The sequence below is a fragment of the Streptomyces gossypii genome, from assembly GCF_025165795.1.
Taxonomy (GTDB): Bacteria; Actinomycetota; Actinomycetes; order Streptomycetales; family Streptomycetaceae; genus Streptomyces; species Streptomyces gossypii.
The window spans coordinates 323,036-347,224 of sequence record NZ_JAJAGO010000007.1 but is presented as its reverse complement, the minus strand read 5'-3'; the positions used below and the strand labels follow the sequence as shown (position 1 = coordinate 347,224).

The following is a 24,189-nucleotide window of genomic DNA, read 5'->3' as shown; positions in this document are numbered from 1 at the left end:
CGTACCGGCCGCGCTGCGCGGCGGCGGTGGTCCGGACGGGGGGCGGCGGCGCAAGCGGTCCGGTGAGGAGCCGATGGTGCCCCGCGCACAGTTCCAGGACTACTACGGGAAGCCGGTGATCAAGCCCCCGGCCTGGTCCGCCCGCGACATCGCCGGGTACTTCTTCCTAGGCGGGCTCGCGGGGGCGGGTTCGGCGCTCGCCGCCGGCGCGCACCTCACCGGCCGGACCAGCACGGCGACCGCGCTGAAGTTCTCCTCCCTGGGCGGTGTCTCGCTGGCCACCGCGGCGCTCATCCACGACCTCGGGAGACCGGCCCGGTTCACCCACATGCTGCGGGTCTTCAAGCCCACCTCGCCGATGAGCGTCGGGTCGTGGCTGCTGGCGCTGTACGGGCCCACCGCGGGAGCCGCGGCCGTCAGCGCGGCCACCGGACTGATGCCGCGTGCCGGTGCGGTCGCCACCGCAGGCGCCGGACTGCTGGGCCCGGCCGTCGCCACGTACACCGCGGTGCTGGCGGCGGACACGGCCGTACCCGCCTGGCACGGGGCCCACCGCGAGCTGCCCTACCTCTTCGCCGCGTCCGCGACGGCCGCCGCCTCGGGCATGGCACTGGCGGCGGGGCCGTTGCGGGAGAACGCCCCCGCACGGTGCGCCGCCGCCCTGTCCGCCACGGCCGACTTCGTGGCGGACCGGGCTGTCGAGCGGCGGCTGGGCATGGTGGCGGAGACCCTGCGGACCGGCCGGGCGGGCAGGCTGCGGCGTGCGGCGAGGGTGCTGACCGTGGCGGGCGCAGCGAGCGCGGCCCTGTGGGGGCACCGGAGCCGTCCGGCGGCGGTCGCCGGAGGGCTGGCGCTGCTCGCGGGCTCGGCGTGTACCCGCTTCGCGGTCTTCGCCGCGGGGATCGCGTCCGCGACGGACCCGGTGTACACCGTAGCGCCGCAGCAGGCACGGCTGGACGAGCAGGCACGGCTGGACGAGCGGGCCGGGCTGGACGAGCGGGCCGGGAGCGGGGAGCTGGGCGGCTGACGGCTGCCGGATGCATCCCTTCGGCGTCCGGGGGCACCCGGAACAGACAGCGGTGTCGCTGGCCACCCCAAAACCACGGGAGTACACATGCAACTCTCTCTGCTCCGGCCGATGCTCGACCGTCCAGGGCCGTGGGCATCGGTATACGCCGACACCACCCACGCAAGCGAGGACGCGGCCAAACAGCGGCAACTCTCGGCCCGCGCGGCGGCCGAGGAGCTCGCCGCCCTCGGGGCCGACAACGCCACCTGCGGGGCCGTTCACCAGGCGCTCCTCGAGGACGTGCCGACGGGCGGTCCGGGAAAGCGGAGCGGACGGGCGGTGCTGGCCTCGGACGGCGCAGTGGTCATCGACATCCCGCTCGCCGGACCGCCCGCGGCTCCCGTCACCAGCTGGTCCCCGCTGCCGAGGATCTCTCCGCTGCTGAAGGGCATCGGAGAGGATCCGCTGTGTCTCGTCGCGTATGTGAACCGCCTCGGAGCCGACTTCGAACTGCGCGGTGACGGCAAGCAGGAAGCGGCCGGGCAGATCCAGGGCGCCGACTGGCCCCTCCACCGGGCGCCGACGGCGGACTGGTCCGAGAAGCACTTCCACACCCGGGTGGAGAACACCTGGGAGCGCAACGCGGGCGAGATCGCCGAGGCAGCCGCGGACATCTGGGAGCGCAGCGGAGCCGACCTGCTCCTCCTGGCGGGTGCCCCACGGGAGCGGCGTGCGGTACGCGACCGGCTGCCCCTGCCAATCCGGACGGTCACGGTGGAGAGCGAACACGGCGGGCGGGCGCCGGGGTCCGGCAGCCAACTGCTGGAGCGCGACATCGCCGAGGCCCGCGCCGCGCACGAGGCCGGTCACACCGCCGAGGTCGTGGAGCGCTACTGGGCGGGGCGGGGCGCCGAACGGGGCGCCGAACGCGAGAGTGCGCCCGCCTCGGCGGGCGTACCCGCGCTGGTGGAGGCGGCCCGGGAACACCGGATCGCCACCCTCCTGGTGGGCCCGGACGGCCCCGACATCGGCCGCGAGGTCTGGATCGGTCCGGACCCCGACCAGTTGGCGACCCGGCGGACGGAACTCCGGTATCTGGGCGAGGCCGAGCCGGTCGCCGCTCGCGCGGACGACGCCCTGCTGCGCTCGGCGGTGGCCCACAAGGCCGAGGCGGTCATGGTGTCCGACCCGGCCGAGGCCCCCGAGGGCGGCCTCGGGGCGCTGCTGCGCTGGGGAACCCCCGGCGGCCAGCCGTGACGTGAGGCGCCCCATCAGGGCGTGCCCTGGTCAGTGCGGGTTGGCCAGGCGGGAGCGGATGCCCCGGAAGTGCTCGCTGATCGCCTCGTGCAGTGCGGCCTCGTCCTTGGCCCGCAGTGCTTCGAGGATCTGCCGGTGCCTGCCGGCGGTGACGGTCGCGGTGTCGGCGGCGCGCGGGAGGTCGGCGTCGAGCGCGTTGAAGACCTTCCAGAAGACCTGGAGCAGGTCGAGTACCAGCGCGTTGTCGAGCGGTCCGTAGAGCGCCTCGTGGAAGGCCCAGTCGTGGGAGGGGGTGTGCCGTCCCTGCTCGGCCTCCCGCTCCATCTCCGCCACCGCGGCGTCGAGCGTGGCGAAGTCGAGTTGGTCGTAGGCGCCCAGCACCCGGCCGACGAGGCCGGTTTCGAGCACCTCGCGGACCTCCAGCAGATTGCGGATGTCGGCGTAGTCGCCCCGTACGGAGAGGGCGCTGCGGAAGGAGAGCCCGGCCTCCAGCGCTTCGAACGGCACCGAGCCCACATAGGTGCCGTGGCCGTGCCGGATGTCCACGATGCCGACCGCTTCGAGGGCCTTCATCGCCTCGCGCAGCGGGTGCCTGCTCACCTGCAACTCGCGCATCAGTTCGGCCTCGGTGGGCAGCAGCGAGTCCGCTTCGAGCCCCCGGTCCACGATCAGCGCTTTGATCGACGCCTGCAACGCGCGTTGGTTCGCGCGGGCGCCGGCGGGCTTCCGTGTCGCCGAAGTGTTCACGAACCGACAGTCTAGTGCCGCTCCGGGCCCAAGAGGGCGGCCGCATCCGATCACCGGCCGCCACCGAGCGTATCCGGAGCAGGCAATGCCGGATTCCTCGGAACGGATGCTTGCGTCGCCGTCACCACCGACGGTAGCTTGCCGCAGACATAGGACATCCTATGTCCCTTGCTCCCGGAGGTCCCGACCGTGGCAACGTCGCCGCCAGCCATCCCCCACTCGTTCCGCAGCCTGACCGGACAGCAGCGCAAGGCCTTCTTCGCCGCCTGGCTCGGGTACCTGCTCGACGGCTTCGACTTCGTCCTGATCACGCTGGTGCTCACGGAGATCGCCGATGAGTTCGACATCAGCCTCACCAAGGCCGCCACGCTGGTCTCGGCCGCCTTCGTGTCCCGCTGGTTCGGCGGGCTGGTGCTGGGCGCGATCGGAGACCGGTACGGCCGCAAACCCGCGATGCTGCTCGCCATCCTCGCGTTCTCCGTCGGCAGCGGCATGTGCGGATTCGCCTGGGGCTACTGGTCGTTGTTCGTCTTCCGCGCCATAGTCGGCATCGGAATGGCGGGGGAGTACGGCTCCAGCGCGACCTACGTCATGGAGTCCTGGCCGAAGACGATGCGCAACCGCGCGACCGGCTTCCTGCTCTCCGCCTACCCCATCGGCACGGTCCTCGCCGCCCTCGCCTACGAGGTCATCGTGCCCGTGGCCGGATGGCGCTGGCTCTTCTACGCGGGCATCATCCCCATCGCGCTCACCCTCTATCTGCGCCGCGCGCTGCCCGAGGCCGCCGAATGGCAGGCCGAGGTGGGTGACAAGCCCGAAGTCACCACCTCCTCCGTGCTGCTCGCGCCCCGGCGGCGGTTGTTCAACGGCGCGCTCGCCGTACTCCTCTCGACCGTCCTCGTGCTGCTGTTCAGCCAGAACGCCGGAAGCGCCGCCTGGCCGCTGGCCGTCATCGTGGTGCTCTGCCTGGTCACCTTCACCGTGCAACTGGCCGGACGCCTCTGGCCGGTGATGCTCGCCATCATGGTCACGACCTTCTGCGCCTTCCTGTACTCCTGGCCCATCCAGTCGCTGCTGCCGACCTACCTCAAGACCGAACTCGGCTACGACGCGGGCCAGGTCTCCGACGCCCTCACCTGGGCCGGGCTCGGCTACGCGGCCGGGTCGTGTCTCGCCGGAGTCGTCGGCGACAAGCTGGGCACCCGGCGCACCTACGTGTTCGGCCTGTTCCTGTCACTGGCGTTCGTCTTCCCCGTCTTCGCGCTGGACTCGGGCAACGTCGTGCTCCTGTGGATGTTCCTGTTCGTGATGCAGGCGACCAGCCAGGGCATCTCCGGGCTGCTGCCCAAGTACATCGCCGACCACTTTCCCACCCGAACGCGGGCGGCGGGGCTCGGCTTCTCGTACAACGTCGGCGCGCTCGGGGGTGCGGTCGCACCGCTCGCCGGGGCGTCGATCGCGGAGCGGACGGGGCTGGGCACCGCACTCACCACCCTTGCGGGTGTGCTCACCGCCGTCGTGGCGCTGATCGTCGGATTCAACGTGCCCGCGAGGATCGGCCGTGCGCTGAAGATCGAATCCGACGCCCCCGCCCTCGCCATGACGAAGTCCGCTCCAGAAACCCCAGGCTCCAAAACCCCAGACCCAGTCATCCCAGACGTGCCGGAAACTGCAGAAAGGAAGGCCCCCCGTGGTCTCTGACTCCGAGGTATCCCTGCGCGGCGTCATCCCGCCGCTGGTCACCCCGATCGACGCGGCAGGGGACATCGACCGCCGCTCGCTGGAGCGCCTCATCGCGTTCCAGCTCGACGCGGGCGCCGACGGAGTCTTCCTCGGCGGCTCGACGGGCGAAGTCGCACTGCTGGACTCCGCCCGGCTCCGTACGGTCACCGAAGTCGCCGTCGGCGCCGTCGCCGGTGCCGTGCCCGTCCTGGTCGGCGCGGTCGACACCGGGACCCGGCGAGTCGTCGAACACGCAAGGCTGGTCGCGGCGGCGGGAGCGGACGCGGTGGTGGTCACCGCACCCTTCTACATCGAGCCGCATCCCGCCGAGGTGGTGGAGCACTTCCGGCAGGTGGCGGCGGCCGTCGACGTACCCGTCATCGCGTACGACATCCCCAGCGCGGTCGGCACCCGCCTCACTCCCGGCATCGTCGCCGCACTGGCGGCGGAGAAGCTGGTGATCGCCCTCAAGGACTCCAGCGGGGACCTGGCCCACTTCCGGGAGGTCCTCCGCCGTACGGGCGGCGAACTGCCCACGCTGACCGGCTCGGAGCTGCTCGCCGACACGGCGGTCGAACTCGGCGCGGCGGGCATCGTGCCCGGGCTGGGCAACGTCGACCCGCACGGCTATGTACGGCTGCACCGTGCCGCCCGGGACGGCGACCGGGCCACCGCGCGGGCTGAACAGGAGCGGCTCGCCCGGCTGTTCCGGATCGTCACGGTCGCCGACCGCACCAGGATCGGGGTCACGGCAGGGGCGCTGGGCGCGTTCAAGGCGGCTCTGGCTCTGCGCGGCGTCATCGCCGACCCGGCCACCAACCCTCCGCTGCTGCCACTCGACGCGGACGAGATCCGTGCCGTCAGCGCCCTTCTGGAGGAGGCGGGCCTGAGGGCTGTCCCGTAGTCCCTGGTGGATCAGCGCTGCGGCGTCAGATGCGGTGCTTCGCAAGGCGGAGGGGCGTCCTCATACTGGGCGTATCCGGGCGTTCCGGCAACGCAGCGAGGTGCCGCAGCTTTCGTCGTGCGCCCGCCAGGGATTACGGGACAGCCCTTGGGCGCGGTGCCTGGCCCGGTGTGACCTGACGCCCGTGCCGGCCTCCGACGCGGCATACGCTGTTACCCGAGGTATCCACAGGCGGGCGGGGGCCTCTTGACGTCGCCATCGGATGTTGTCACATTCATGGGTGTCACGTTACGCGCACGTACGGCAAGCAGGTCCGCTGGTGATGCCCCGGCGCCCGGCCCGGCCCTGCGGCCTCGAGGAGTGCGCCTTGTGACTGGACGACCATCAGCCGCAGGTGCGGCCTTGGCAGGAGGAGAGGGCGCATGAGCGAGGCCGGCAGTGCGGGCGGCGAAGCCGAGGGCGGCGGCCGCGAGGGGAGTCTTCCGGGTGCGCGGGAGCGCCGGGTGCGCACCCGGGAGGGCGTCGAGCTGAGCGTCGCCGAGTTCGGAGACACCGCGCGGCCCACGATCGTGCTGGTGCACGGCTATCCGGACAGCAAGGAGGTCTGGTCCGAGGTCGTCCGCCGCCTCCGGGGCCGCTTCCATGTGGTGCTCTACGACGTGCGGGGCTGCGGCGGGTCCACCGCGCCCAAGCCGCTGCGCGGCGGCTTCACCCTGGAGAAGCTGACGGACGACTTCCTCGCCGTCGCCGACGCGGTGAGTCCGGAGCGCCCGGTGCATCTGGTCGGGCACGACTGGGGCTCGGTGCAGGGCTGGGAGTTCACCACAGTGCAGCGCACCAAGGGCCGCATCGCCTCCTTCACCTCGCTCTCCGGCCCCTCTCTCGACCACTTCGCCCACTGGATCAGGAAGCGGGCGGCGCGCCCCACCCCGCGCCGGGCCGCCCAGCTCCTCGGCCAGGGCCTCAAGTCCTGGTACGTGTACATGCTGCACACGCCCGTGCTGCCGGAGCTCGCCTGGAAGGGGCCGCTGGGCAGGAGCTGGCCCCGGATCCTGGAGCGGCTGGAGAAGGTGCCGGGCGGTGGATACCCGACCTCGTCGCTGCCCACCGACGCCGCGCGCGGGGCCTGGCTCTACCGCGACAACATCCGCTCCCGGCTGCGCAGTCCGCGTAGCGACTGCTACGCGCACGCGCCCGTGCAGCTCATCACGCCCACCGGCGATCCCTACCTCAGCGAGCGGCTCTACGACGACCTGGAGCTGTGGGCACCCCGCCTCACCCGGCGCACTCTTGTCGCCAAGCACTGGGTGCCACGCACCCGCCCCGATCAACTGGCCCGCTGGATCGACGAGTTCGTGAGCAGGCACAGCACTCCCGGCCCGGCACCGCGGGAGCCGGGCCGACAGCCCCATCCGTACGCCGGCCGGTTCGCCGGGCAACTGGTGCTGGTCACCGGCGCGGGCAGCGGCATCGGGCGGGCCACCGCCCTTGCCTTCGCCGAGGCCGGTGCCCGTATCGTCGCCGTCGACCTTGACGCGCAGGGCGCCGCGCGGACGGCCGAGGAGGCCCGGCGGAGGGGCGCCCCCGCGGCCTGGGCCGAGACCGTGGACGTCGGCGACGGCCAGGCGATGGAGAAGCTGGCCGAAAAGGTCGCCGCCGAACACGGCACCGTGGACGTGCTCGTCAACAACGCCGGGATAGGCGCGGCCGGCTCCTTCATGGACACCGGTGTCGAGGACTGGAGCCGCATCCTGGACGTGAACCTGTGGGGAGTCATCCACGGCTGCCGGACTTTCGGCAGGCAGATGGCCGAGCGGGGCCAGGGCGGCCACATAGTCAACACCGCCTCCGCCGCGGCGTTCGGGCCCAACCGCATCATCCCCGCCTACGCGACCTCCAAGGCAGCGGTGCTGATGCTCAGTGACTGCCTGCGCGCAGAGCTGGCCGGGGAGGGCATCGGCGTCTCCGCGATCTGCCCCGGCGTGGTCAGCACCAACATCACCGCGGCCACGCGCTTCATGGGAGTGGACGGGGAGACGGCTCAGCGTCTCCAGGGCCGGGCCTCTCGCTTCCACGCCAGGCGGAACTACGCTCCTTCACGAGTGGCCGACGCCGTCCTGCGCGCGGTCGTCCGCAACCAGGCGGTGGTCCCGGTCACTCCCGAAGCGCACGGTGCCCGGGCACTGTCCCGGTTCGCGCCCCGTGTCCTGCGCGGCCTGGCCCGCCTCCAGCCGCCCCGGTGACGGCAGTGACGAAGCCGGAGCCGCAGGCGAGGACCGAGTACCGGATAGAGGACTTGTCGCACCGCAGCGGCGCCACGGTCCGTACCATCCGCGCCTACCAGGACCGCGGACTGCTCCCCAAGCCGGAGCGCCGCGGCCGGGCGAACGTCTACGACGACAGCCATCTCTCCCGGCTCGGCCAGATCGCCGACCTGCTGGACCGCGGTTACACGCTGGCCTCCATAAAGGAGCTTCTGGAGGCGTGGGACGCCCGGCGCGGTCTCGGCTGTGTGCTCGGCCTGGTCTCCGAGGCCGACGGCCCCTGGACGGACGAGGTGTCCGGGCGGCTGAGCCGCGCGGAGCTGGACGAGCTCTTCGGCAGCAGCGATGGCGGCGGGCAGCGGGACCAGGCGCTCGAAGAGGCCCTCGCCCTCGGGCTGCTGGTGCCCGCCGCCGGCCAGGAGGGCGACTTCCTGGTCCCCAGCCCGCAGGAGCTCGCCGTCGCCGCCGCGCTGCACGCGGCCGGAGTGCCGCTGCTTGCCATCACCGGCCATCTGCGGGAGCTGCGTACCGAGGTCGAGCACATCGCCGCCCGCTTCCTGGACTTCACCAACGAGCACGTCTTCCTCCGCTATCTGGGCCGTACTCTGACGGACGCGGAGGTGACCGAGGCCACCGACTTGGTCCGGCTGCTGCGCCCCTTCGCTAAGCAGGCCGTCGACGCCGAACTGGCTCGTGCCATGCGGCTGCTGGCAGCCCGCAACATCCGGGACCAACTGCGCACCGCCGCGGCATCCGCCGTCTCGCAGGGCACTCCGCCGACGGAGGCCGTACTGCTGCCCGCGGAGACGCTCGCCCGCGTACGCGGCCTGGTGGGCGAGGGGAACGCCGCCGCGTTCATCGCCGCCGCGGCCGAGCGCGAGGCCGCCGCCCGCACCATGAACCACCTGGTGCCGGACCGCTAGTGTCTCTCGTTTGGATTTTGCTGGGCTCGCGGAATCTGGTGCTGCGCCTTCCCGGCATGACCCTCAGCCCCGGTGCCCGCGCACAGCGCGGTTCCCGCACAGGTACCGCACGCCAACCGAGAAGGAGACGACATGACCTGGTACGGATTTCACGCGCGGTTCAGCGCGCGAGCCGGGAGTCCGACGTGAGCCGGACCGCGCTCGTGACAGGCGCGTCCTCCGGGATCGGCGCGGCGGTGGCCACCGCACTCGTCCAGCGCGGATACCGCGTCCTGGGCACCAGCCGCGACCCGGCTGCGGTCTCCGCTCCGATACCCGGCGTGGAGTATCTCGCGCTCGACCTCACCGACGACGCGAGCATCAAGGCGTGCGCGGAGGCGGCGGGCGCGGTGGACGTCCTCGTCAACAACGCGGGCGAAAGCCAGAGCGGCCCCCTCGAGGAACTGCCGATGGAGGCCCTCCGGCGGCTGTTCGAGCTGAACGTCTTCGGTGCAGTCCGGCTCACCCAGCTGCTGCTGCCCGGGATGCGCGACCGCGGATACGGTCGCGTGATCATGGTCGGCTCGATGCTGGCCAGCTTCCCCCTCGCCTACCGCTCCTCCTACGTGGCCTCCAAGGCGGCGATCAAGGGCTTCGCGAACGCCGCCCGCCGCGAGGTCTCGCCCTACGGCGTCGGGGTCAGCACGGTCGAACCGGGCTCGATCAGCACCGGTATCAGCGAGCGGCGCACCCAGTACCTGGCGGAGGACTCCCCCTTCCGGGACGAATACCGCACCATGCTGACGGCGCTGAACGCCAACGAGGCGAAGGGCATCTCGGCGGCCGAGGTCGCCGCCACCGTCGTCAAGGCGGTCGAAGCCCGGCAGCCCAAGCCGTTCTACGCGGTGGGCAGCAACGCACCGCTGGTCTTCGCACTGCGCCGCCTGATGCCCCGGTCCACCGCCGAACGCATGGTGGCGCGCCGCCATGGACTGCGCTGACCCGGCCTCACCCGGCGAGGTCCGCCAGCGCGTCCTCCACCACACGGTGAAAGGTGGGATACGCGTAGATCATGTGGCGCAGCTGCTCGACCGGCACTTCGGCCTGCACCGCCACCGCGAGCCCGTACAGCACCTCGCCTCCGGTGGGCCCCGCCGAGGTGGCACCGACCAGCACACCGCGCTCCGCGTCCTCCACCAGCTTGATCAGCCCCTCGTTGCCCGCCCTGTGAATCCAGCCGCGGGTGGAGGCGGGTACCTGAGCGGTGCCCGTACGCACCCGAAGCCCCCGCTCGCCGGCCGCGCGTTCGGACATACCCACGGAGCCGATTTCGGGATCGGTGAAGGTGACCCGAGGCAGGGCGCGGTAGTCCGCTTCCGGTCCCGGCTCGCCGAGGATGCTGCGTGCGGCGATCTCGGCCTGGTACATCGCCACATGGGTGAACGCACCGCGGCCGGTGAGGTCGCCGACTCCCCACACGCCGTCCGTGGCCCGCATCTGTCCGTCCACCGACAGGGCACGGGCGGCCGGATCGAGTCCGACACTCTCCACGCCGAGAGTGGCGAGGTCGGCACGCCGCCCGGTGGAGACCAGCAACTGCTGCCCCGTCAGCTCCTCGCCGTCGTCCAGAGTGAGCCGGAAGGTGTCCCCGGAGTGGCTCACGCTGGTGGCCCCTGCGCCGGTGCGCACGCTGACCCCCTCTCTGCCCAGGGCGTCGCCGAGCAGTCGGCCGGCCTCCGGTTCCTCCGCCGGGAGCAGCCCCTCCCTCGCCTCGACGACGGTCACCACGGTGCCGAACCGGGCGAAGGCCTGCGCCAGTTCGCAGCCGACGGCTCCGCCGCCGAGCACCAGGAGCGATGCGGGCGCCTCCTTGACCGCGATCGCCTCGCGGTTCGTCCAGTACGGCACTTTGTCCAGACCCGGCACCGGGGGAATCTGCGGGCGGCTGCCCGTCGCCAGGACGATGCTGCGCCGGGGCGTGAGCACCTGGCCGTCGACGTCCACGCGGCCGGGTGAGGTCAGACGCGCGCGTCCCCGGAGGAACCTTCCGCCCTTGCCGGTGAACCGGTCGACGGCCGCCTGATCGTCCCAGTCGGTCGTCGCCTCCTCGCGGATCCGGGTCGCGACCGGGGTGAAGTCCGGGGCTACCTCGGCTTGCCCGGCCATGCCCGGGACGCGCCGCGCCTCGGCGATCAGGTTCCCGGCGCGGACCATCATCTTGCTCGGGATACACGCCCAGTACGGGCACTCGCCGCCGACAAGCTGCGCCTCCACTCCGACGACGTCCAGACCGGCCTCGGCCAGCCGCCCGGCGACGTGTTCACCCCCCACACCCATTCCGATCACCACGACATCGGTGTCCTGCGCCATGACTGGCCTCCTTGGTCGGATCTGCCGGAGCGTGCTCACTTCGTACCCGGGACCTGACGGGATGTCCCGCACCCTCCCGCGTCGGCGCGGCACGTTCGTCCGACTGGTCGGCCGCGCGAAGGCCCGGCTCCGGACCGGGCCGTAACATGACACCGGCATTTCGCGTCATGGAACGAAGGGCGGGCTGGATGCGGGGCTTCGGCGAGCTGGAGCAGGCGATCATGGACACGGTGTGGGCCGCGGAGGCGCCGGTCACCGTGCGCGAGGTCCTCCACCGCCTCACCGCGGAACGGCAGCTTGCCTACAACACGGTGCACACCGTGACCGAGGTACTGCACCGCAAGGGCTGGCTGACCCGGGCCAAGGACGGCCGCGCCTACCGCTACCGGGCCACCAGGAGCCGCGAGGAGTACGCGGCCTCGCTGATCGACCAGGTGTGGGCCAGCGGCGCGGACCGCACGGCGACACTGGTGCGGCTCTTCGACGAACTGGACGCGACGGAGGTCGCCGAACTGCGGGCGGCACTCGCCGAGCGCGCTGGAGGGGACCGCTCGTGAGCTCCGCCGCGCTGCTGCTCGGCTACGGACTCTCGCTGGCCCTGGCTGCCCCGGCGCTGGCGCGGGCGGGCTGGCCGGAGCGTGCCCCTCGCCTGGGCATCTGGGCGTGGCAGGCACTCACCGCCTCCATGCTGCTCTCGGTGGTGCTGGCCGGGCTGGTGGTGACGGTCTCGACGGCGCCCGTCAGCGGCGGCTTGGGCGACCTGCTGCAAGCCTGCGGACTGATGATCCGTGCGCATTACGAGGCACCCGGCGGGCCCGCCGTCGCCGCGGCCGGGAGCGTGCTGGCCCTGGCGGTCGCGGGGCGTACGGGCTGGTGCCTGACCGGTTCGCTGTTGGGCGCGCGCCGGGAACGCCGGGCGCACGCCCGGGTGCTGGCACTTGTCGGCACCGCGGACCCCGTCCTCGGAGTGACCGTCGTCGAGGACGCGCGGCCCGCCGTCTACTGCCTCCCTGGGCTGGGACACCGCATCGTTCTCACCTCCGCCGCCTTGGCGGCGCTGGAGCCGAAGGCGCTGACGGCGGTGATCGCGCACGAGCGGGCGCACATCCGCGGCCGGCACCATCTGGTCCTCGCGTACGCGGGCGCTCTGGAGCGCGCCTTTCCGTTTCCGGCAATTTTTCGTGCAGCCGCTGTCCAGACCCGGCGGCTGGTGGAGATGGCCGCCGACGACGAGGCGACCGCGTGTGCCGACGGGCCGCTCCCGCTCGCCGGTGCGCTGCTGGAGCTGGCCGGTCCGGCTGACCGGGGCGGTGGCTCGGCTGCCTCGCTCGCGGCGGGCGGTGACGTGGCACCACGTATCCGCCGCCTGCTCGGCCCGCGCCGTCCGCTGCGCAGGGCAGTGACCTGGATCGGCGCGATGGCGGCGGGTGGCGTGCTGGTGCTGCCGTTCGTACTGGCCGCGCACCCCGCCGTGGCCGCGACCAGCGTGAACGCCTGCCCGCTGCCGTACAGTCAGGTGCCCTCACCTTCGACTCCCTGCGGTCTCACCGCTGCGAGTGCCACCTGGTAGATTCTCCGGCAACTTCTCCTAGGCTGCTTAGGTGTAAAGGATGCCGGAAGCCCCGCCACACCGTCGCGAGTCCCGCACTCGCGAGTCCTGGCCGCCCCGTCGGCTTGTGCGTGGCGGAGTGCCGGCGGCCGTGCTGTCGGCACTCACCGCGGTGGCGCTGCTCTGCCTCCCCGTCTCGGCAGGGCAACTCGGCGCTGCCCTGCAGAATCCCAAAGTTGCGGCTGCCCAACCGGCTGCCCAACCGGCTGCGTCCGCTGCCCCCGCCGCTGCCGCCCAGCCTGCTGCCGCCGCGCCCGCTGAGTCCGCCGGTGCCGGCGGCTCCGCCTGCGAGCAGTGCGCCCAGGACGACACCGGCGGACACTGCCGGCGTCACATCCCCGACGGCGTCCGCACCGCCCTTCACTCCGGTACAGCGGGCGGCGTACCGGACGGCCCGTCCGGTACCCGGGCAGCGGACGACAGGGAGCCCGCCGGCCCCGCCCCGCCGGACACCGTTGCCGTGCCCCGGCCTCCAGACCTTCATCTGCTGCAACTGCTGCGCGTGTAGAGCGGGCGCGGCCGGAAGTCCCCTGCGTACGGGCGGTTCCCCCCCCCCCCGCAGGCGCCCGGCTTTGCCCGCAGCCCACCCGTCGCGCAGCAGCCGCGCCCCGCCGAAGCGCGGGCGGCGCGGAGAAGGCAGGACAGAACACCATGGGTTCCAAGAACAAGTCCAAAACGGCAGACGCCCGCCGGGCCCGCATCGAGGAGATGCGCCGCGCGGACGCGGCCCGCGACCGCCGTCACCGCATCTTCGCCATCACCGCGGGCCTGGTGATCCTCACCGCCACCGTGGGCGGCGGCTGGCTGCTCTTCTCGGCGGCCGAAGAGGAGGAGCAGGCCAAGGCCGCGCCGGTGCGGGGTGAGAAGACCTGGGACGAACTCGACCGCGACCACGTCGAGGAGGACGTCGACTATCCGATGACTCCCGCCGTCGGCGGCAAGCACAATCCCGTCTGGGCCAACTGCGACAGCGAGGTCTACACGAAGGAGCTCAAGGAGGAGAACGCCGTCCACTCCCTTGAGCATGGCGCGGTCTGGATCTCGTACAACGACAAGGCGTCCGCCGGCGATGTCAAGGCGCTCACCCAGCGGGTGGAGCGGACCACGTACACCTTCATCAGCCCGGTCTCCGGCCAGTCCGGGCCCATCACGCTCAGCGCCTGGGGCCACCAGCTGACGGTGGAGAAGGCGTCCGACGCGCGGGTCGGAGAGTTCATCGACAAGTACGTGCAGGGCGAGCAGACTCCGGAGCCGGGAGCCGCCTGCACGGGCGGGGTCCCCGCATGAGCGGAGATCTGAGGCGGTGGTGGCCCGCAGCGCTGTCCACGTTCGTCGCGCTGTGGCTCGCCGTCCTCACCCTGGTGGTCGTCAGGACGGAGCCGTGGCGGAGCGAGCACCCCGGCAAGGAGTCGGTGGACGCGGGCTTCGCCCGTGACATGGCGGTGCACCACCAGCAGGCGGTGGAGATGTCGTTCCTCGTACGCGACAGCACCGGCGACGAGAGCGTGCGCCGCCTCGCCTACGACATCATCAACACCCAGGCCAACCAGCGCGGCATGCTCCTGGCCAGGCTCGACGAATGGAAACTGCCCAAGACCTCCCGGGAACCCCCGATGGCGTGGATGGGCCACGAGATGGATCACGCGGCACATGGCGGCTTCCGGATGCCCGGCATGGCCACCGACGCGCAGTTGGACGAGCTGCGCGAGGCCGAGGGGAAGGAAGCCGAGGTGCTCTATCTGCAACTGATGAGCGCGCATCACCACGGTGGAGTCGACATGGCGAAGGCCGCCGCCGAGCAGGCGGAGGACCGGGAGCTGGCCAGTCTCGCCGAGGGCATGGTCAGCAGCCAGCGCTCGGAGATCACGCTCATGGCCTCAATGCTCAAGAAACGCGGCGCGAACGCCGGCTGACGTACGGACGGGTCGGCCCGGTTTCCCGGGCCGACCCGGCTCCCGCTACTTGTTCGCGGCGAAGCGCATCAGGGACTGCTCGTCCCCCTGCTTGATCTTCCCGGTCTCGTTGATCACCTGCAGTTTCCAACGCGCGCCGTCCCGCATCGCCTTGGCGACAGCACAGCCGTTGTCGCTGGTGAGCAGACTCGGCCAGATGTCAGCGACCTGCTCGGCACCGCCGCCCGTCTTGTCGTACACCTTGAAGCTGATGTTCCGCGCCTTAGAGAAGGCACTGCCCTTCTTGTACGCGGCGGCGACGAACACGATGGCGGTGATGTTGGACGGCACACGGCTGAACTCGACGGTAACCGTCTCGTCGTCCCCGTCGCCCTGCCCGGTCTGGTTGTCCCCGCTGTGCAGCATCGAGCCGTTGCCCAGCGGGTCAAGGGAGTCCAGTCCGGCGAGCCGCACCGGGTCCGCACCGGCCATGGCGATGGCGATCAGATCAAGATCGGTGCCGACCTTCCGGCGGAGCTTCCCCATGACCCCGCCGCTGCTCCCGGCAGTCGGGTCCCAGGACACTCCGATGGACAGATGGCTGACACCATCCAGGTCCGCCGGCTCGTCTTCCTTGCTGAGTGTGATCATGCCTGATCCTCTTGGTGGTAGGACAGCTACAGGTGAAGTGTGCCTGGTGCGCTTATCGCTCACCCCACCAGGCCCGTTCCTCCGTGTTTCGCCACGGCCGTTCAGGGGAGAAGCGGCGCGGCCGGGTGTGATCCGCGGCGGGCGCGGTGAGAGTCCGGTCATGGTCACCCTCCCCCGGATCGCTCCCATGCTCGCGACCCCGGGGGGCCTTCCCGCGCCGGCAGCGGAGAGCCACTGGGCCGCCGAGACCAAGTACGACGGTCAGCGGTGTGTCGTGTATGTGCCGGGGGAGGGGGCCGTGACCCTGCTGTCGCGCACCGGTAAGGAGATCACCGCCGCCTACCCGGAAATGCGCGGCCTGGGCGAAGCCCTCGGCGGCGTCCCGGCCGTTCTGGACGGAGAGGTGGTCGCACTCGACGAACGGGGACGCCCGGATTTCGAAAGGCTGCAGTCGAGGATGGGCCTGTCCGGAGCCCCCGCCAAGGCCGACCGCATGGCTCAGGCCGTCCCCGCCCACCTCGTCCTCTTCGACGTCCTGTTCCTCGGCGGCGGCTCACTGCTCTCCCGGACGTACCTGGAGCGCCGCGCGGAGCTGGAGGGGCTCGGCCTGCGCGGCCCGAACTGGTCGACACCGGCCGCGATCGTCGGCCACAGCGCCCAGGCGTACGACGCCGCGCTGGAGCACGGCCTGGAGGGTGTGATCCTCAAGCGGACCAGCTCCGTCTACCAGCCGGGGGTCCGTTCCCGTGCCTGGATCAAGATCCGCCACGTCCGCACGGTGGACGTGATCGTCGGCGGCTGGGTCCCCGGCCGGGGGCGGCTGGGCGGACTTCCGGGAGCCGTGCTCGTCGGACGGCCCGAGGAAGGCGCGCTGCGGTACGCGGGCAGTGTGGGGACGGGGTGGAGCGAGCGCGAGCGCGTGGATCTCGCCCGGCTGCTGGACTCCGCCGCGAGCGAGGAGTGCCCCTTCAGCACGGTGCCCCCTGTCACCGGCGCCCGATGGGTACTGCCGCGCCTGGTCGGCGAGGTCCGCTACGCGACCCGCACCCGCGCCGGGCTCCTGCGCCAGCCCTCCTGGCACCGGTTGCGTCCGGACCTCGCGCCCGAGGACATCTCCTGATCCCCATCCATTTCCGGGCCCCGTCTGCCGGCCCCGGCTCTCCAGACCTCAGGGCGCGGTGAGCGGTTCGGCCTGGTGCGCCTGGTGCAGCACCTTCAGGAAGGACGGGGCCGGGGGCACTGCCACCGAGCCGATCCGGTGTACCGCCACACCCGGCGTCCAGGAGTTCATGACCGCGGCCCCGGCCAACGCGGGCAGGTCCGCGAGGGTGATCTCCCGGTCGTGCTGGGGCACGCCGAGGCCGTCCAGCTGCCGGCGGACGGTCCTCCTCATCGTCCCGTCGAGCATTTCGGCCACCGGCCAGACCACCGCGGTGCCGTCCCAGAAGGCGAGGTTCCAGATCGACGCTTCGCTGAGCCGCCCGCCGCGGTCGAGGAACGCGGCGTCGTCGAAGCCTTCAGCGGCGGCCTGACGGAGCAGATGTGTCTTGGCCACCTCGCCGACATGCTTCACGGCGGGAAGGAAGCGTTCGTGCTCGACCGCCGCCAGTGTCAGCGGGCCTTCCGGGCCGGACGCGGCCGGCCCGGTGCGGACGAGTATCCGGGGCTCCACCTCCGGTCCGGCCACGGTGAACTCGCCCGCCGGCGAGTACACGGTGGCGGTCAGCGAGAGGTCGGCCAGGCCTGCCTCCAGCGCCGCCCGCAGATAAGACCGCACGTGGTCGTCGGGAACGGCCCGACCGTACAGCTCCATCGAGGCGGACCGCAGCCGCTCCAGATGCAGGTCGAGACCTCGGACCCGGCCCCCGCGCACCTGCATGGCGGTGAAGTGGGCGTGGCCCGCGAAAGCGAGCGGAGCGAGTTCGCCGGCGGTCGCCGCCCGGCCGTTAAGGTGAACAACGAAAGAGGTCATCACGTTTCTCCTCGGAATGTGTGCTCGTGGGGCGACGTTAAGGCTTCACACCGGTGGGAAGGTCAAGTCGGCAGAGGAGCAGTGCACGTGCGGATCGGAGAGTTGTCCCGGCGTACGGGGGTCAGCTCGCGGTTGCTTCGGTACTACGAGGAGCAGGGACTGCTGGTCCCCGAGCGTGGTCCGAACGGCTATCGCGAGTACGACGAGGAGTCGGTGGTCGCCGTGCGGCAGGTGCGTGCCCTGCTCGAGGCGGGTCTGTCCACCGAGGTGATCCGCGCGGTGATGCCGTGCGCCCGGGGCGAGCTGCCCGAGTTCGACTGGTGTGTCGACGTCCGGGCCATCATGGACCGGGAGCTCGCGGCCACCGACGAGCGCATCAGCGGCCTCCAGCGCAGCCGCGGCAACCTCGCCGGATACCTGGAGCAGGGCTGACCAGCGGCGCGCGCTGTCGGACTCGGACTCCACGACCGCCCGGCGCCTCGTAAAAGGTCTACTTCAACCGGTTCGCCAGTAAGAGCCCCTGACAGAATGGGCGGTCGATCAGCTTGCGGCGTCTGGTGCGTGCGCTCGCAAGGCGGAGGATCGTCCTCGTACTGGGCGTACATGGACGACTCCGACAACGCGGCGAGCGCGCGTGCCAGGCGTCGCAAGCCGACCGCCCATTCTGTCAGGGGCTCCAAGAGCCTCGACGCGACGTACCTCGGCGGGCAGGGTCTGCCGGGCCCGTTCCGCCGGGGTTCAGCGGTACGGGACGGCGGCGACGGGGACCTTCGAGTGGTGCATCACCGCATGCGTCACGGAACCGATGTGCGGTCCGATCGGAGTAGTGCGCTTCCGGCGGCCGACCACCACCATGGAGGCGTCGGGTGCGGCATGGACCAGATGGCGGGCGGGGCGGCCGATGGTCGCCCGGCAGTCCAGCTCGACGGTGGGGAAGCGCTCGTGCCATGGACGCAGCACTCGCCGGAGCACCTCGGTCTTCTCCTCGTTCAGTTCCTCCGCCACCTTGGAGGACGTGCCGATGGGCCCGTAGGAAGACGGCAGGTGCCAGACGTGTACGACATGCAGCGCGACCGACCACCGGGCCGCGGTCCGGAAGGCGAAGGGCACCAGGTCTTCCATCGGCTGGTCGGGTTTCAGGCCCAGGACGACGGGGCCGGTCCCCACGGGAGGCTCGTCCCCCTTGGTCTTCTGCGACCGGACGAGGACGACCGGGCACGGTGCGTGTGCGACGACGGGCAGGGCGACGGAGCCGACGATGAATCCGAGGACGGTTCCCAGGCCCCGCGACCCCAGCACCAGCAACTCGGAGTCGGCGGACATGTCGGGGAGGACGTCCCGCGGCCGTCCGAGGTGCATCTCCGGGCTGGTCCGCAAGTCCGGCAGCCGGTGGGCGAGGTCGGCCGCCGCCTCCTCCACGTTGCGTTCGCACCACTCCCGTGCCGCCCGCTCGTCCACGATCGGTCCGTACGGATAGGCGGTGTTGTCATGGACCTGGATGATGCGAAGCGTCCCCTCGCGTCGTACGGCTTCGCGGGCGGCCCAGAGGACAGCGGTCCGGCTCTCACTCGAACCGTCCAGGCCTGCGACGATGGTCGGGGACATGCCTGCCTCCTCGTGGGAACGGCCTCAGGGAACAGCCTCGGTGCAACAGCGGGGCGCTGCCACTCCAGATCACCCGAATGCGCAACGCCTCCCGGGCCGGGCCCGTAGCGTGGGGCCATGTGCATGTCGACGGACCGCGCCCAGTTCTCCGGTACCACCGTCTACCTCGGTCGGCGCCATCACGCGGAGCACGGCCTGGTGCATGTGCTCGGGTATCAGAACACCGCGGCCAATCTGGCCGAGGGCCCGAACGCGATGCTGCTGCACCTGCCCGCCTCCCTTGCCATGTCGAGGCGCCACTTCCTCTCCGCCCGGCGCGACGACGACGTGCTGGGCCGGATGGTGGAAGCCCTCCGCGCGCCGGCGGCCGGTGGCGATGGAGCGGCCTCGATGAGCTGGATGGGCGGCGAGGTCGAGGTGTTCGACCATGACATCTACACGGTTCTGCTGGCGGCGGACGCCCGCGCGGTCCCGGAGGCGCTGGAGCAGGTGCCCGTGCACAAGAGGCCCCGGATCGATCCGGCACTGATGCGGTTCTACGCGCACCACTACCCGGCGCACACGCTGGCCCTGTGCTGCTTCGACAACGCGCAGGCAGAGCGCGCCGCACCGCTGCTGATGTGGTATGTACCCGCTGACCCGGACGAGTTGACGCTGCCCGCGCTGGACTGCCACACGGGCGGCCCGCCGGATCTCGACGCCCGGGTGCCGGTCGACCACTGGGTTGTCTTCGGCACCGACGAGGCGCCGAACGGGTGGGGTGAGCCCGTACGGTACGCGCACGGCATGCGGCAGCGGCTGCGCGAGTTCCTGCCCGACCGGGTCACCGGCTCCTACTTCGGCGGGCGGGACGTGCTGAACGGCGACTTCACCCTCAGCCACGACGACCTGCTGTCCGAAGCACTGGACCAGGTGCGCCGGGTGGGCCCGCCCGGCGGATCGGGCCCCGGTGGCTCCGGCCGGCTGCGTGGACGCGCGGAGGAGTTCGCCGAGTGAGTCCCGGCCCCGGCTCAGCTCCGTGAGCCGACTGTGGCAGCGGGGGCACGTTGCTCCCGAGGCTCAGAGGGCAGGTTCAGCAACAGGCGGTTACGGCTGGCGCTTGTCGTCCTTTTCGGACTGGTCGGCTTCGATCCTCTCCTTGCGGACCTTGCCGGTGACAGTCTCCTCTTCGGTGCGCTCGTCGGTGGTGAGGCGTACCCGCTCGACCGGCTCCACTTCGGTCTCCACGACGGGGCGTTCCGCGTGCAGGGTCACTTCGTGCTCGGCTTCGCTGATGGCCGGGCCCGCTGCGGCGTCGCCACGGTTCGCCTCGGTTACCGGTTCGCGTTCGATGCGGACTTCTTCGTGGCGTACGGGGACGGTCTGCTGGACTTCCTCAGTCACGACGTACTTGCGCAGACGAGCCCGGCCGGCCTCGTACCGTTCGGTGCCGACATGCATCCTCTCCTCGGAGCGGGTCATCGCGCCATCGGTGGTTCCTGCGTCGCGGCCGGTGCCGGACCGGGTCTCCTGCTGCCAGGCGGCGTCCCAGTCGATGTCGTAGTGCTCGTACAGGCGGTGTTCTTCGTCTTCGGACAGGTGCCCGCCGGCGTCGACGTCGACGTTGGGGGCGTCCTTGACCTTGGCCTTGGGGTAGGGGACCTTGAGATGGTCCTCGACCATGCTCGCGTCGGTGATCGGCACGAACGACTCGCTGGTGCCGAACAGTCCGGTCTTGACGCTGACCCATTCGGGCCGACCGGTGGCGTCGTCGAGGAAGACGTGCTTGGCGTCGCCGATCTTGTTGTCGTCGGTGTCGTGGACCGGGTGATCCAGTACCGTCGGGATCTGCTCCTGGGTGATCATCGTGAATTCCTTTCTGCTGGCCTCCCTATCCGGCTAACCTCGTGAAGCAGTACAAAACATGCTGATTGTCCCGGTATGTCGTGATGCGGGTGTAGGTGGTGCCCGGACGGATACTCGCGTGGCATGGCAAGGACACTGAAGCGTCACGGAAGGCACGGAAGGCACGGCGGAAACGTCGCGGCAGGCCAGGAGCCCGAGGTCGTGCGGGGGACGGAAGCCGGGCCGGATGAGCAGGTGGAGCGGCAGGCGCCGGACACCCCGTCGGACTTGCCCAAGCGCTCCTGGAAGGCGGTGCTGAAAGGCACTCTGAAGGAGTTCAAGAAGGACGAACTGGCCGACCGGGCCGCAGCGCTGACCTACTACGGGATCCTGGCGCTGTTCCCCGCACTGTTGGCACTGATCTCGCTGCTCGGAGTTCTCGGGCAGTCGGCGTCGCAGCAGGTGCTCGACAACATCCAGAACCTGGCCCCGGGCGCGGCGCGGGACGTCCTGAGCAACGCGGTGCAGCAGATGCAGGGCAACGCCGGAATCGGCTCGGTCATGGCGATCGTGGGTCTGCTGCTCGCGGTGTGGTCGGCCTCCGGCTATGTCGCCGCGTTCATCAGGAGCGCCAACGCGGTCTACGACGTCCCGGAGGGTCGCCCGGTGTGGAAGGTGCTGCCCGTCCGCGTCGGAGTGACGGTGGTGCTGATGGTGCTGGCCGTGGTCAGCGCAGTGATCGTCGTGTTCACCGGCGGCCTGGCCAAGCAGGTCGGCGCCGCGCTAGGGGTCGGCGACACAGCCCTCACGGTGTGGTCGATCGCGAAGTGGCCCGTGCTGGTGGTCCTGGTCACGGTCATGATCGCGATCCTGTACTGGGCGACGCCGAACGCGAGGGTCCTCGGCTTCCGATGGATCACGCCGGGCAGTTTCCTGGCGCTGCTGATCTGGATGGTCGCCTCGGCCGGATTCGCGTTCTACTTGGCGAACTTCGCCTCGTACAACAAGACCTATGGCACCTTTGCCGGCGTGATCATCTTCCTGGTGTGGTTGTGGATCACGAACCTCGCGATCCTTCTGGGCCTGGAGTGCGACGCGGAGCTGGCCCGTCAGCGCGCCGTCGCGGGCGGCCACCCGGCCGATGACGAGCCGTACGTGCAGCCGCGCGACACCCGGAAGTGGGACGAGGAGGATCGCCGCCGTCTTGAATCCTGAGGTGGCGGGCACCGCCTGGATGGCAGTTTCAGCGAGGGTACTGAAAGGGTATGGGCATGTGTGGTCGATATGTCTCCACTCGCAGTCAGGAGGAACTCGCCAACCTGTTCGAGGTGATGCGCTGGGACCCCGGCGAGTCCCTCGGGGCCAGCTGGAACGTCGCACCGACCGACCAGGTGTGGGCGGTGCTGGAGCGGGCCGACCGCGAGAGCGGCGAGGTCGTACGGCGGCTGCGTCCGCTGCGCTGGGGCCTGGTGCCCTCATGGGCGAAGGACCCGAAGACCGGCGCGAAGATGATCAACGCCCGGATGGAGACCGTCGACAGCAAGCCCGCCTACCGCACGGCCTTCGCACGCAGGCGCTGCCTGCTGCCCGCCGACGGCTTCTACGAGTGGGAGACGGTCCGCAGCGGCGGACGGCAGCGCAAGCAGCCGTACTTCGTCAGCGCACAGGACGGTGGGGTGATGGCGCTGGCGGGGCTGTACGAATTCTGGCGCGATCCGCAGGTGGCCGACCGCGGCGATCCGGAGGCGTGGTGGGCGACCTGCACCGTCATCACCACCGAGGCGACCGACGCGGCGGGCCGCATCCATCCGAGGATGCCCCTCGCCCTGGCTCCGGAGAACTACGCGGCCTGGCTCGACCCCGCGCAGGAGGAGCCTCAGGGACTGCGTCGGCTGCTGGCCCCTCCCTCCGACGGCGAGCTCGACGCCCGGGCGGTTTCCCCCGCGGTCAACAACGTCCGGAACGACGGCCCGCACCTCCTGAATGACCCCCCGGCCGACACCCCCACCTAATGGGACTTGTTGGGTCGTGAGTGAGACTCGATGAGTGGCCGCCAGCAGGTGAGCACTGCCCACACCCGAGCTTTCGAGCTCTGGGGTCAGACCGTGCCCCCGCTGGTCGGCTGGGAGGCCGGACTGCTGATGGGATGGCGTGCCCGCCGGGCTAATGGGCGTGACCACTGGATCCTTATTGGCGCGAGCTGTGTTCCGGTCGGACTGCGCTGGCCCGCGACACCGGGCGTCACCCTGCTCGGCGACGCGGCCCACCTCATGTCACCGTTCGCGGGCGAGGGAGCCAATCTCGCCCTGCACGACGCCTGTGAACTCGCCCTCGCCATCGTCGGGGCCCAAGGCGATCTCCACACCGCACTGGAGAAGTACGAGCAGGCACTCTTCGATCGCGCCACCCCCCGCGCCGCGGAATCGGCGGCCAACCTCGAACTGTGCTTCTCCACCGACGGCGCCCGCGCGATGGGCGCACTGCTCAACGGGCAGGACGGCAACGGCGGCGGCAACGCAACTCGCACGCCGCAGGCCCCCCAGATTCAGCAGGCGGCACGGTGATCGACTGGATGCAGCTGGCCGAAGACCTGATCACCTCACCCTGGCTCTACCTGGTGCTGGCCGCGGTGTCCATGCTCGACTCGTTCCTGCCACTCATACCCAGCGAACCCGTCATCGTCGTTGCGGGCGTCTACGCGGCCGGCGGTGAGACGAGTCTGGCCGCCTGCATCGCCGCCACGGCACTCGGAGCGTTCCTCGGTGACCTGGTCCCCTGCGCGCTCGGCCGTCTGGTGGCAGGCCGCTTCGCGAAACGGCTACGCCCCGGGACCAAGCGCCGACGGGCGCACGACTGGATCGCCGGTGAGCTGGAGGCCCGCGGCGGCTATGTGCTCATCACCTCCCGCTTCATCCCCTTCGGGCGCTACCTGGTCACCGTTTCGGCCGGCATGGTCGGCTACCCGTGGCGGAAGTACGTCTTCTTCGCCGTGTTCGCCGGGCTGTGCTGGAGCAGCTACACGGTGCTGATCGGCTATGTCGGCGGCACGCTCTTCCAGGAGAACGACCTGGTCGCAGTCGGCGTGGGCCTCGGGCTCGCGTTCCTGCTGAGCGGCGTCATCGAGGCAGTGCGCCACGTCCGCCGGCGCCGTGCCCCGGCGGCCGGGCCCGAGCCCGCCCCGCGCGTCAGTCTCACAAAGGGTTCGGACCCGCGGATCCCGCTCACGGGGACGTACACCGAGCCCTGACCGGCGGACTGCGTGACCGCGTGACCGCGTGACCGCGTGACCGCGTCCCAAGAGGGTGCCCCCGGCCGACGGTTGTCCGGCCGGGGCGCTCGTTCTCAGCCCTGCGACATCTGCTGGATCTTGGCCAGGGTCAGGGACTCGCCGCCGATGCCCCAGCCGCCGTCCGTGACCTCCTCGACCAGAACCATGGTGTTGGCGCGGTCGGGTGGTACGG

The 24,189-nt window shown here is 71.1% G+C and carries 24 protein-coding genes and 1 pseudogene; 18 read left to right on the top strand and 7 right to left on the bottom strand.

The window, feature by feature from the left end; all coding sequences use genetic code 11:
* Positions 1–73 precede the first annotated feature (73 nt).
* Both nrfD and LHJ74_RS17300 read left to right on the top strand, forming a co-directional pair.
* Entirely contained in the window at positions 74–1,027 is a 954-nt protein-coding gene (gene nrfD / locus LHJ74_RS17305; RefSeq protein ID WP_375546771.1) for an NrfD/PsrC family molybdoenzyme membrane anchor subunit, read from the top strand.
* Between the two features lie 87 nt (positions 1,028–1,114).
* Complete coding sequence (locus LHJ74_RS17300; RefSeq protein WP_260218937.1) at positions 1,115–2,266, top strand: baeRF2 domain-containing protein; 1,152 nt, start codon at positions 1,115–1,117, stop codon at positions 2,264–2,266.
* A 30-nt stretch (positions 2,267–2,296) separates the two neighbouring features.
* On the opposite strand, the gene LHJ74_RS17295 is transcribed toward LHJ74_RS17300, so the two are convergent.
* Positions 2,297–3,013: a FadR/GntR family transcriptional regulator gene (locus tag LHJ74_RS17295; protein ID WP_260218936.1), complete on the bottom strand. Its 717-nt coding sequence runs from the start codon at positions 3,011–3,013 to the stop codon at positions 2,297–2,299.
* Between the two features lie 189 nt (positions 3,014–3,202).
* Between LHJ74_RS17295 and LHJ74_RS17290 the strand changes: the two genes are divergently transcribed.
* From LHJ74_RS17290 to LHJ74_RS17270, 5 genes are all read left to right on the top strand, one after another.
* A complete protein-coding gene (locus LHJ74_RS17290; RefSeq protein ID WP_260218935.1) occupies positions 3,203–4,714 on the top strand; it encodes an MFS transporter in 1,512 nt (503 codons plus the stop codon).
* Positions 4,704–5,639, top strand: a complete 936-nt coding sequence (locus tag LHJ74_RS17285; protein WP_260218934.1) for a dihydrodipicolinate synthase family protein — start codon at positions 4,704–4,706, stop codon at positions 5,637–5,639. Before LHJ74_RS17290 ends, LHJ74_RS17285 begins: the two co-directional genes overlap by 11 nt.
* Before the next feature lie 422 nt (positions 5,640–6,061).
* Positions 6,062–7,882: an SDR family oxidoreductase gene (locus LHJ74_RS17280; protein WP_260218933.1), complete on the top strand. Its 1,821-nt coding sequence runs from the start codon at positions 6,062–6,064 to the stop codon at positions 7,880–7,882.
* A 5-nt stretch (positions 7,883–7,887) separates the two neighbouring features.
* Positions 7,888–8,826, top strand: a complete 939-nt coding sequence (locus LHJ74_RS17275) for a MerR family transcriptional regulator (RefSeq protein WP_260218932.1) — start codon at positions 7,888–7,890, stop codon at positions 8,824–8,826.
* Between the two features lie 185 nt (positions 8,827–9,011).
* Positions 9,012–9,806 carry an SDR family oxidoreductase gene (locus LHJ74_RS17270; RefSeq protein WP_260218931.1) on the top strand — a complete coding sequence of 265 codons (795 nt, stop codon included), beginning with the start codon at positions 9,012–9,014 and terminating at the stop codon, positions 9,804–9,806.
* Positions 9,807–9,813: 7 nt separating this feature from the next.
* On the opposite strand, the gene LHJ74_RS17265 is transcribed toward LHJ74_RS17270, so the two are convergent.
* Entirely contained in the window at positions 9,814–11,175 is a 1,362-nt protein-coding gene (locus LHJ74_RS17265; RefSeq protein WP_260218930.1) for a dihydrolipoyl dehydrogenase family protein, read from the bottom strand.
* A 167-nt stretch (positions 11,176–11,342) separates the two neighbouring features.
* Here LHJ74_RS17265 and LHJ74_RS17260 point away from each other — a divergent pair, with 167 nt between their 5' ends.
* The 4 genes from LHJ74_RS17260 (at position 11,343) to LHJ74_RS17245 (ending at position 14,697) form a co-directional block, all read left to right on the top strand.
* Positions 11,343–11,732, top strand: coding sequence for a BlaI/MecI/CopY family transcriptional regulator (locus LHJ74_RS17260; protein WP_260218929.1), 390 nt, complete (start codon positions 11,343–11,345; stop codon positions 11,730–11,732).
* Complete coding sequence (locus LHJ74_RS17255; protein WP_260218928.1) at positions 11,729–12,745, top strand: M56 family metallopeptidase; 1,017 nt, start codon at positions 11,729–11,731, stop codon at positions 12,743–12,745. The genes LHJ74_RS17260 and LHJ74_RS17255 overlap by 4 nt, the downstream gene beginning before the upstream one ends.
* A 690-nt stretch (positions 12,746–13,435) precedes the next feature.
* Complete coding sequence (locus tag LHJ74_RS17250) at positions 13,436–14,071, top strand: thioredoxin-like domain-containing protein (protein ID WP_260218927.1); 636 nt, start codon at positions 13,436–13,438, stop codon at positions 14,069–14,071.
* Complete coding sequence (locus tag LHJ74_RS17245; RefSeq protein WP_260218926.1) at positions 14,068–14,697, top strand: DUF305 domain-containing protein; 630 nt, start codon at positions 14,068–14,070, stop codon at positions 14,695–14,697. The genes LHJ74_RS17250 and LHJ74_RS17245 overlap by 4 nt, the downstream gene beginning before the upstream one ends.
* A 45-nt stretch (positions 14,698–14,742) precedes the next feature.
* Here LHJ74_RS17245 and LHJ74_RS17240 read toward each other — a convergent pair whose 3' ends face one another.
* Complete coding sequence (locus LHJ74_RS17240; RefSeq protein WP_260218925.1) at positions 14,743–15,327, bottom strand: TerD family protein; 585 nt, start codon at positions 15,325–15,327, stop codon at positions 14,743–14,745.
* Positions 15,328–15,487: 160 nt separating this feature from the next.
* Here LHJ74_RS17240 and ligD point away from each other — a divergent pair, with 160 nt between their 5' ends.
* A complete protein-coding gene (ligD, locus tag LHJ74_RS17235) occupies positions 15,488–16,447 on the top strand; it encodes a non-homologous end-joining DNA ligase (protein ID WP_260218924.1) in 960 nt (319 codons plus the stop codon).
* 48 nt (positions 16,448–16,495) lie between these two features.
* Here the strand turns inward: ligD and LHJ74_RS17230 are convergent, their stop codons facing one another.
* Complete coding sequence (locus LHJ74_RS17230) at positions 16,496–17,299, bottom strand: aminotransferase class IV family protein (RefSeq protein ID WP_260218923.1); 804 nt, start codon at positions 17,297–17,299, stop codon at positions 16,496–16,498.
* Between the two features lie 87 nt (positions 17,300–17,386).
* On the opposite strand from LHJ74_RS17230, the gene LHJ74_RS17225 reads away from it, so the two are divergent.
* Positions 17,387–17,731, top strand: a complete 345-nt coding sequence (locus tag LHJ74_RS17225; RefSeq protein WP_260218922.1) for a MerR family transcriptional regulator — start codon at positions 17,387–17,389, stop codon at positions 17,729–17,731.
* A gap of 306 nt (positions 17,732–18,037) precedes the next feature.
* On the opposite strand, the gene LHJ74_RS17220 is transcribed toward LHJ74_RS17225, so the two are convergent.
* Positions 18,038–18,904, bottom strand: a complete 867-nt coding sequence (locus tag LHJ74_RS17220; RefSeq protein ID WP_260218921.1) for a universal stress protein — start codon at positions 18,902–18,904, stop codon at positions 18,038–18,040.
* A 117-nt stretch (positions 18,905–19,021) separates the two neighbouring features.
* Between LHJ74_RS17220 and LHJ74_RS17215 the strand changes: the two genes are divergently transcribed.
* The gene (locus LHJ74_RS17215; protein WP_260218920.1) at positions 19,022–19,900 is read left to right on the top strand and encodes a hypothetical protein; all 879 of its coding nucleotides are present in this window, start codon (positions 19,022–19,024) and stop codon (positions 19,898–19,900) included.
* 90 nt (positions 19,901–19,990) lie between these two features.
* On the opposite strand, the gene LHJ74_RS17210 is transcribed toward LHJ74_RS17215, so the two are convergent.
* The gene (locus tag LHJ74_RS17210) at positions 19,991–20,749 is read right to left on the bottom strand and encodes a PRC and DUF2382 domain-containing protein (RefSeq protein WP_260218919.1); all 759 of its coding nucleotides are present in this window, start codon (positions 20,747–20,749) and stop codon (positions 19,991–19,993) included.
* Positions 20,750–20,872: 123 nt separating this feature from the next.
* On the opposite strand from LHJ74_RS17210, the gene LHJ74_RS17205 reads away from it, so the two are divergent.
* The 4 genes from LHJ74_RS17205 to LHJ74_RS17190 are packed head-to-tail and all read left to right on the top strand — an operon-like array spanning position 20,873 to position 23,975.
* A complete protein-coding gene (locus tag LHJ74_RS17205; RefSeq protein ID WP_260218918.1) occupies positions 20,873–21,943 on the top strand; it encodes a YihY/virulence factor BrkB family protein in 1,071 nt (356 codons plus the stop codon).
* A 56-nt stretch (positions 21,944–21,999) separates the two neighbouring features.
* Entirely contained in the window at positions 22,000–22,740 is a 741-nt protein-coding gene (locus tag LHJ74_RS17200) for an SOS response-associated peptidase (RefSeq protein WP_260218917.1), read from the top strand.
* A gap of 30 nt (positions 22,741–22,770) precedes the next feature.
* Positions 22,771–23,292 carry an FAD-dependent oxidoreductase gene (locus LHJ74_RS17195; RefSeq protein ID WP_375546766.1) on the top strand — a complete coding sequence of 174 codons (522 nt, stop codon included), beginning with the start codon at positions 22,771–22,773 and terminating at the stop codon, positions 23,290–23,292.
* A complete protein-coding gene (locus LHJ74_RS17190) occupies positions 23,289–23,975 on the top strand; it encodes a DedA family protein (RefSeq protein ID WP_260218916.1) in 687 nt (228 codons plus the stop codon). The genes LHJ74_RS17195 and LHJ74_RS17190 overlap by 4 nt, the downstream gene beginning before the upstream one ends.
* Positions 23,976–24,070: 95 nt before the next feature.
* Here the strand turns inward: LHJ74_RS17190 and LHJ74_RS17185 are convergent.
* Positions 24,071–24,175 (bottom strand): annotated as a pseudogene (locus tag LHJ74_RS17185) (tautomerase family protein); the annotation flags it as partial.
* Positions 24,176–24,189: the final 14 nt, after the last annotated feature.

Excerpts from the sequence above, each read along its gene's own strand:
- LHJ74_RS17260 (WP_260218929.1), top strand. The coding sequence starts at position 11,343 with ATGGAACGAAGGGCGGGCTGGATGCGGGGCTTCGGCGAGCTGGAGCAG.
- LHJ74_RS17240 (WP_260218925.1), bottom strand. The coding sequence starts at position 15,327 with ATGATCACACTCAGCAAGGAAGACGAGCCGGCGGACCTGGATGGTGTC.
- ligD (WP_260218924.1), top strand. The coding sequence starts at position 15,488 with ATGGTCACCCTCCCCCGGATCGCTCCCATGCTCGCGACCCCGGGGGGC.
- LHJ74_RS17250 (WP_260218927.1), top strand. The coding sequence starts at position 13,436 with ATGGGTTCCAAGAACAAGTCCAAAACGGCAGACGCCCGCCGGGCCCGC.
- LHJ74_RS17205 (WP_260218918.1), top strand. The coding sequence starts at position 20,873 with ATGGCAAGGACACTGAAGCGTCACGGAAGGCACGGAAGGCACGGCGGA.
- LHJ74_RS17265 (WP_260218930.1), bottom strand. The coding sequence starts at position 11,175 with ATGGCGCAGGACACCGATGTCGTGGTGATCGGAATGGGTGTGGGGGGT.
- LHJ74_RS17245 (WP_260218926.1), top strand. The coding sequence starts at position 14,068 with ATGAGCGGAGATCTGAGGCGGTGGTGGCCCGCAGCGCTGTCCACGTTC.
- LHJ74_RS17210 (WP_260218919.1), bottom strand. The coding sequence starts at position 20,749 with ATGATCACCCAGGAGCAGATCCCGACGGTACTGGATCACCCGGTCCAC.
- nrfD (WP_375546771.1), top strand. The coding sequence starts at position 74 with ATGGTGCCCCGCGCACAGTTCCAGGACTACTACGGGAAGCCGGTGATC.
- LHJ74_RS17300 (WP_260218937.1), top strand. The coding sequence starts at position 1,115 with ATGCAACTCTCTCTGCTCCGGCCGATGCTCGACCGTCCAGGGCCGTGG.
- LHJ74_RS17200 (WP_260218917.1), top strand. The coding sequence starts at position 22,000 with ATGTGTGGTCGATATGTCTCCACTCGCAGTCAGGAGGAACTCGCCAAC.
- LHJ74_RS17280 (WP_260218933.1), top strand. The coding sequence starts at position 6,062 with ATGAGCGAGGCCGGCAGTGCGGGCGGCGAAGCCGAGGGCGGCGGCCGC.
- LHJ74_RS17220 (WP_260218921.1), bottom strand. The coding sequence starts at position 18,904 with ATGTCCCCGACCATCGTCGCAGGCCTGGACGGTTCGAGTGAGAGCCGG.
- LHJ74_RS17215 (WP_260218920.1), top strand. The coding sequence starts at position 19,022 with ATGTGCATGTCGACGGACCGCGCCCAGTTCTCCGGTACCACCGTCTAC.
- LHJ74_RS17195 (WP_375546766.1), top strand. The coding sequence starts at position 22,771 with ATGAGTGGCCGCCAGCAGGTGAGCACTGCCCACACCCGAGCTTTCGAG.
- LHJ74_RS17230 (WP_260218923.1), bottom strand. The coding sequence starts at position 17,299 with ATGACCTCTTTCGTTGTTCACCTTAACGGCCGGGCGGCGACCGCCGGC.